7 protein-coding genes are annotated in these 6,000 nt (G+C 63.8%); 5 read left to right on the forward strand and 2 right to left on the reverse strand.

Translation table 11 applies throughout. The features are described 5' to 3' along the window. Nucleotides 1–147: 147 nt before the first annotated feature. Nucleotides 148–516: a nuclear transport factor 2 family protein gene (locus tag EOA49_RS08800; RefSeq protein WP_127241164.1), complete on the reverse strand. Its 369-nt coding sequence runs from the start codon at nt 514–516 to the stop codon at nt 148–150. Between the two features lie 110 nt (nt 517–626). On the opposite strand from EOA49_RS08800, the gene xylA reads away from it, so the two are divergent. From xylA to EOA49_RS08815, 3 genes are all read left to right on the forward strand, one after another. Beyond that, the gene (gene xylA, locus EOA49_RS08805) at nt 627–1,952 is read left to right on the forward strand and encodes a xylose isomerase (RefSeq protein ID WP_127241165.1); all 1,326 of its coding nucleotides are present in this window, start codon (nt 627–629) and stop codon (nt 1,950–1,952) included. 185 nt (nt 1,953–2,137) lie between these two features. Further along, nucleotides 2,138–2,341 carry a hypothetical protein gene (locus EOA49_RS08810; RefSeq protein WP_066996194.1) on the forward strand — a complete coding sequence of 68 codons (204 nt, stop codon included), beginning with the start codon at nt 2,138–2,140 and terminating at the stop codon, nt 2,339–2,341. 86 nt (nt 2,342–2,427) lie between these two features. After that, nucleotides 2,428–3,213 carry a TIGR01458 family HAD-type hydrolase gene (locus tag EOA49_RS08815; protein WP_348626864.1) on the forward strand — a complete coding sequence of 262 codons (786 nt, stop codon included), beginning with the start codon at nt 2,428–2,430 and terminating at the stop codon, nt 3,211–3,213. Nucleotides 3,214–3,273: 60 nt separating this feature from the next. On the opposite strand, the gene EOA49_RS08820 is transcribed toward EOA49_RS08815, so the two are convergent. Next, entirely contained in the window at nt 3,274–4,254 is a 981-nt protein-coding gene (locus tag EOA49_RS08820; RefSeq protein ID WP_127243120.1) for a GlxA family transcriptional regulator, read from the reverse strand. 128 nt (nt 4,255–4,382) lie between these two features. On the opposite strand from EOA49_RS08820, the gene EOA49_RS08825 reads away from it, so the two are divergent. Further along, nucleotides 4,383–5,300, forward strand: coding sequence for a 3-keto-5-aminohexanoate cleavage protein (locus EOA49_RS08825; protein WP_066996067.1), 918 nt, complete (start codon nt 4,383–4,385; stop codon nt 5,298–5,300). A gap of 96 nt (nt 5,301–5,396) precedes the next feature. Beyond that, a partial coding sequence (locus EOA49_RS08830; protein WP_127243121.1) for an HD domain-containing protein occupies nt 5,397–6,000 on the forward strand: 604 nt, incomplete at its 3' end.

Genomic DNA, 6,000 nt, shown 5'->3' on the forward strand with positions numbered 1-6,000 from the left:
TCAAGGGGGGAGATTGGCAGCTTGGGCGCCTCGCTCCCTTTTGCAGCGTTGGAGATTGGGGAAATCCTAGATGAAAGCCGATCTCCCCGCTTGCGGGGGAGATGGCCGGCAGGCCACAGGGGGGTGCCTCGCGCCTCCCTTACCCGGTTAGCCTCGCTGCGCCGGCACCTTGTCGAGGAAGCCGGTGACGCTCTTCAGGCGGCCGTTCTCGATGACGCAAATATCGGTGCCTTCGATGACGGATTCTGCGCCTTCGGGGCCCAGATTCCACGAAAAGCGGATGCGGTCGGCAAAACCGTCCGGCTCACCCTTCAGGGAGAAGCGGAAGCCGGCGAATTGCTGCTGCACGCCGTCGATCAGCGCGGCGATGCCGTCGTGGCCGTCGCCTTGCATGATCGGGTCGCGATAGCTGACGTCGCTGGTGAAGGCGGCCTCGAGCAGGGCCTTGCGGCGCGCCGCATCGCTCTCGTTCCAGGCGGTGATGTAGTTGCGGGCGATTGTGTTGAGGTCGGTCATGGTCTTCATCCTTCATTGGATCGTTCGACATGACCCTTTTGGACCCACGGAAGCGCCAAACCAATTACGCCTGAGGTAATCGGCGAAAGCAGTTGGAGAGGAAGGAAACCATGAGCAGCGGATTTTTCGGCGACATCAAGACCATCAAGTATGAAGGGCCCGATTCAACCAATCCACTGGCCTACCGATATTACAATCCGGACGAGGTGGTAGGTGGAAAGCGGCTGGAGGACCATCTGCGCTTTGCCGTCGCGTATTGGCATTCCTTCGCCTGGCAGGGGGGCGACCCGTTCGGCGGCCAGACCTTCGACCGACCCTGGTTCGCCAAGCCCGGCGGCATCGACACGATGGAACTGGCGAAACTGAAGGCCGACGTCGCCTTCGAGCTGTTCTCGCTGCTCGGCGTGCCCTATTTCTGCTTCCACGACGCCGACGTTCGCCCGGAAGGCAAGGATTTCTCCGAAAGCGCGGCGCGCCTCGACGAGATCGCCGATTATTTTTCGGCCAAGATGAACCAGACCGGCGTCAAGCTGCTCTGGGGCACGGCGAACCTTTTCTCGCATCGGCGCTTCATGGCGGGCGCCGCCACCAATCCCGATCCGGACGTGTTCGCCTATGCGGCGGCGACGGTGAAGAAATGCATCGACGTGACCAAGAAGCTGAAGGGCGAGAACTATGTGCTGTGGGGCGGGCGCGAAGGCTATGAGACGCTGCTCAACACCGACCTCGCGCGAGAGCAAGAGCAGGCCGGCCGCTTCCTCAACCTCGTCGTGGATTACAAGCACAAAATAGGTTTCGAGGGCACGATCCTGATCGAGCCGAAACCGCAGGAGCCGACCAAGCACCAGTACGACTACGATGTCGCTACCGTCTACGGCTTCCTGAAGCGCTTCGGGCTGGAGAAGGAGGTGAAGGTCAACATCGAGCAGGGCCATGCGATCCTTGCCGGCCACTCCTTCGAGCATGAGCTGGCCTTGGCCAACGCGCTCGGCATTTTCGGTTCGATCGACATGAACCGAAACGACTATCAGTCCGGCTGGGACACCGACCAGTTCCCCAACAATGTGCCGGAGATGGCTTTGGCCTATTACCAGATCCTGCAGGGTGGCGGCTTCAAGACCGGCGGCACCAATTTCGACGCGAAGCTGCGCCGCCAGTCGCTCGACCCGGAGGATCTGCTGATCGGCCATATCGGCGGCATGGACGCCTGCGCGCGCGGGCTCAAGGCGGCGGCCAGGATGATCGGAGACAAGGCGCTGTCGGGTCCGCTTAACGAACGCTATGCCGGCTGGAACACGGCCGAAGGCAAGGCGATGCTTTCCGGCAAGCGTACGCTGGAGGAGATCGCCGAACGCGTGGTGACGGAGAAGATCGAGCCGCAGCCGCGCTCCGGCCGGCAGGAGCTCCTTGAAAACATCGTCAACCGCTACGTCTGAGGCTTTCCTGCGGCGCCCGAATCGAGCGCCGCAGAGCTGAAATTACATTCCATGCGGGGTGAACCTACACGACAAGGTTTTGCCCCGCGCTGCCTCTCAATCGCCGCGCTCTTGCCTTCAAACAGCCGTCACGAATCGCGTATATTGTCGACATCCGGCGGGAAGGAAAGAAGGAGGCGAAACGTATGCAGCACGAACGCGAAATCGACGCCCTGCTCTCTTCCGGCGAGGCTGGTTCGATCATCGATCGGCTGATGGCGCTGCCGCATCCGAAGGATGGCGCCGGCGAAGCAAATGAATGGGATCGCGCGGTCGCCGCGCGGTTGGAAACGGCGCTGGCCAAGAGCATGCGCTCGCGCATTGTGCGCGAAGGCCGCGACGCCGCCTGATTCTTCGGCCCCTGTGTCCGAGGGCGTATTTTCGGCAGTTTGACGAACGGAGACTGTTTCTCCATCCTGCACCGATGATACGCGCGGTGCTGCTCGATCTCGCGGGTGTCGTCTATGATTGCGACACCCCGATCGCAGGCGCTGTGGCTGCGGTCGAGCGTTTGCGCAAGGCCGGACTGCCGCTCCGCTTCGTCAGCAACACGACACGTTCGCCGCGCCATAAAATCATCGCGCAGCTCGCCGCGCTGGGCGTCGAAGCCAGTGATGAAGAATTGCTGACGCCGGCGCGCGCCGCAGTCGAATGGCTGCGAAGGCATGGCCGCCAACCTCACCTGCTCGTCCATCCCAACCTCGAAGCCGAGTTTACCGGTTCGGAGGGCGGCAAGAGCCGCGCTGTCGTCGTCGGCGACGCCGGCGAGGCCTTCGACTATGCCGGCCTAAACCGAGCGTTCCGCGAACTTGTTGCCGGAGCCGATTTTCTGGCTCTCGCCGCCAATCGCAGCTTCAAGGATGCCGACGGTGAGCTCAGCCTCGATGCCGGCGCCTTCGCGGCAGCGCTCGAATTCGCCAGCGGCCGAAGCCCTATCGTGCTCGGCAAGCCGTCGCCGGACTTCTTCCTCGCGGCGCTTGACGATTTGAACTGCTCGGCAGCCGATGCAGTCATGGTCGGCGACGATGCGGAGAGCGACGTCGCCGGCGCGCTCAGCGCCGGGCTTGGCGCGGGGCTGCTGGTGCGGACCGGCAAGTACTGCCCAGGCGATGAAACGCGCTTCGATCCGCCTCCCACGGCGCTGGTCGACGACCTTGCGGCCGCTACCGACTGGATCCTCAAAGCGCGCCGCACAGAAGCGGATTCAGGCGACGCGCTTTGAATCCCTTGTTTTGATCTATGCCGCTTCCCAAAACCGCTGCGCGCTTTTGGCCGATCTGCATCAGCCGCGCCGCAGCCTGACCGGCGCTTCGCCGAACGCGCGGGAAAACGCCCTGGAAAACGCCGCGGCTGATGAAAAACCCGTACGCCCGGCAATGTCGGCCATGGCGATGCGCGTGTCGACCACCAGACGTCGGGCGGCGGCGAGCCGCAGCCGCAGATAATAGGCACCCGGCGTCTCGCCGATGGACTTGCGGAAGATGCTCTCGAGTGTTCGCGCCGTGACGCCGGCGCGCTTGGCCACGGCATCGATGGTCAGCGGCTCATCGACATGCGCTTCCATCAGCCGGATCGCCTGCGCCAGGCGCGGATCGTAGCCGTCGAGCCGGCCGAGCGAGACCAGCGGCTGGGCGTCGGTCGCCGCGCGCGTCTGATCGTAGATGAAGACGCTCGCCACATCGAGCGCGGCCGCCATGCCGAGCCGGGTGCGGACCAGATGCAGCATCAGGTCGAAGGTGGGCGAGGCACCGCCCGAGGTGAAGACCGGCCCGTCGATGACATAGCGGTCGGGGCGCACATCGACGCCCGGAAAGGCGGCGGAGAAATCCTCCATGTCTTCCCAATGCGTGGTGGCGCTGCGGCCTTCGAGCAGGCCGGCGCGCGCCACCAGCCAGGTGCCGGCCTCGACGCCGCCGCAGGCGCGGGCTGCACGCGCCGCGCGGCGCAACCCGGCCAGCAACGCCGACGTCGCATAGTTCTGCGTTCCGAAGCCGGCGACGACGACCAGCATGTCGGTCGCTTCGGCGGCATCGAAGCGGCCGCCGACGGCGACCGGCAAGCCGCAGGTCGTCACCGGCGCCTCCCCGGTGAGCGAGACCAGCTTGAAGTCGAACAAAGTCTCGCCGGAAATGCGGTTGGCGGCGCGCAGCGGGTCGACCGCCGAGGCCACGCACATGATCGACGAGCCCGAGAACACCAGAAACGTCACCTTGAGCGTTTCCCGCTCGGCGCGAAAGATCGTCGGTTTTTCGCTTTTAGTCATGGTGACTTCGTAAAATGCAAAACAGTTTCCGGCAAGTCGGTCATGCTTGGCCAGCTTCGGCGCAGGTCGTCATAGCAAAGCCGGTTTCCGGCTTCATCAATGGCTGATCGAATTTGGGAGGAAAGACGATGCCGCTCGCGATGAACCGTGAGGTTTTCATTACCTGTGCCGTGACCGGTTCGGGCGGGACGCAGGACCGCAGCCCGAACGTGCCGCGCTCGCCCAAGCAGATCGCCGATTCGGCGATCGAGGCCGCCAAGGCGGGTGCTGCGATCGTCCATTGCCATGTGCGCGACCCCGAAACCGGCAAGCCCAGGCGTGACGTCCATCTCTACCGTGAGGTCACCGAGCGCATCCGCGAGGCGAACGTGGACGTGGTGCTGAACCTCACCGCCGGCATGGGCGGCGACATGGTGTTCGGCTCGCCGGAAGCGCCGCTGCCGCTCAACGAGAAGGGCACCGACATGGGCGGCGCCACCAACCGCATGGAGCATGTGCGCCAGTGCCTGCCGGAGATCTGCACGCTTGATTGCGGCACGATGAACTTCGCCGAAGCCGACTATGTGATGACCAACACGCCCGGCATGCTGCGCGCCATGGGCGGCATGATGACGGCGCTCGGCGTGAAGCCCGAGATCGAGGCTTTCGATACCGGGCATCTGTGGTTCGCCAAGCAGCTGGTCGAGGAACAGGTGCTGAAGCCGGATGCGCTGGTGCAACTGTGCATGGGTGTGCCTTGGGGCGCACCGGACGACCTCAACACCTTCATGGCGATGGTCAACAACGTGCCGTCGACCTGGAACTGGTCGGCCTTCTCGATCGGCCGCAACCAAATGGCCTATGTCGCGGCGGCGGTGCTGGCCGGCGGCAATGTCCGTGTCGGGCTGGAAGACAATCTGTGGCTGGACAAGGGCGTGCTGGCGACCAATGCGCAGCTCGTCGAGCGCGCGGTGAGCATCGTCTCCAATCTCGGTGCGCGCGTGCTCGGACCGGAGGAAGTGCGCAAGAAGCTCAACCTCACCAAGCGGGCTCCGATCGCGGCATGAGCATGACCCCGAAAAGTGGGGAACCGGTTTTTGCTTCGCTGACCTGCGGTTCGGAAAAGATCATGCTCAAACAACATTGAAAAGCGGGAGGTCGAGATGGCTACCGTCAAATTCACCGCGATGAAGGACGGCGACAAGGAAGACTATGAATTCCTGACCGCCCACGAGATCGACTATGCCGCCAGGACGGGGGATCGGCTGCTTTCCGCGCTGGTGCAGCTGGACGAAGGTTTGTCCGGCTACAAGATCACCCGGCTCGGCCATTCGCTGCAGGCGGCGACGCGCGCCTGGCGCGACGGCGCCGACACTGACTGGATCGTCTCCGCGCTGCTGCACGACATCGGCGACATATACGCGCCCTACAATCATGACGAATATGCCGCCACCATCCTGAAGCCGTTCGTGCGCGAGCAATGCACCTGGGTTGTCGAAAAGCACGGCGACTTCCAGCGCCTCTATTACGCGCATCATTTGGGCGGCAACCAGTATGCCCGCGACCGCTTCGCCGGCCATCTCTATTTCGACGATTGCGCCCGGTTCTGCGAGCGCTGGGACCAGTCGAGCTTCGATCCCGACTACGAGACGCTGCCGATCGAGTTCTTCCGGCCCCTCGTGCTCGAAGTCTTCGCGCGCAAAGCTTACGACCCGGCCGTGATCCGCGCCGGCGAGCGCGTGCCGCTTTCCGATCCCGAAACAGCCA

The sequence above is a fragment of the Mesorhizobium sp. M1A.F.Ca.IN.020.04.1.1 genome (assembly GCF_003997315.1).
GTDB lineage: Bacteria > Pseudomonadota > Alphaproteobacteria > Rhizobiales > Rhizobiaceae > Mesorhizobium.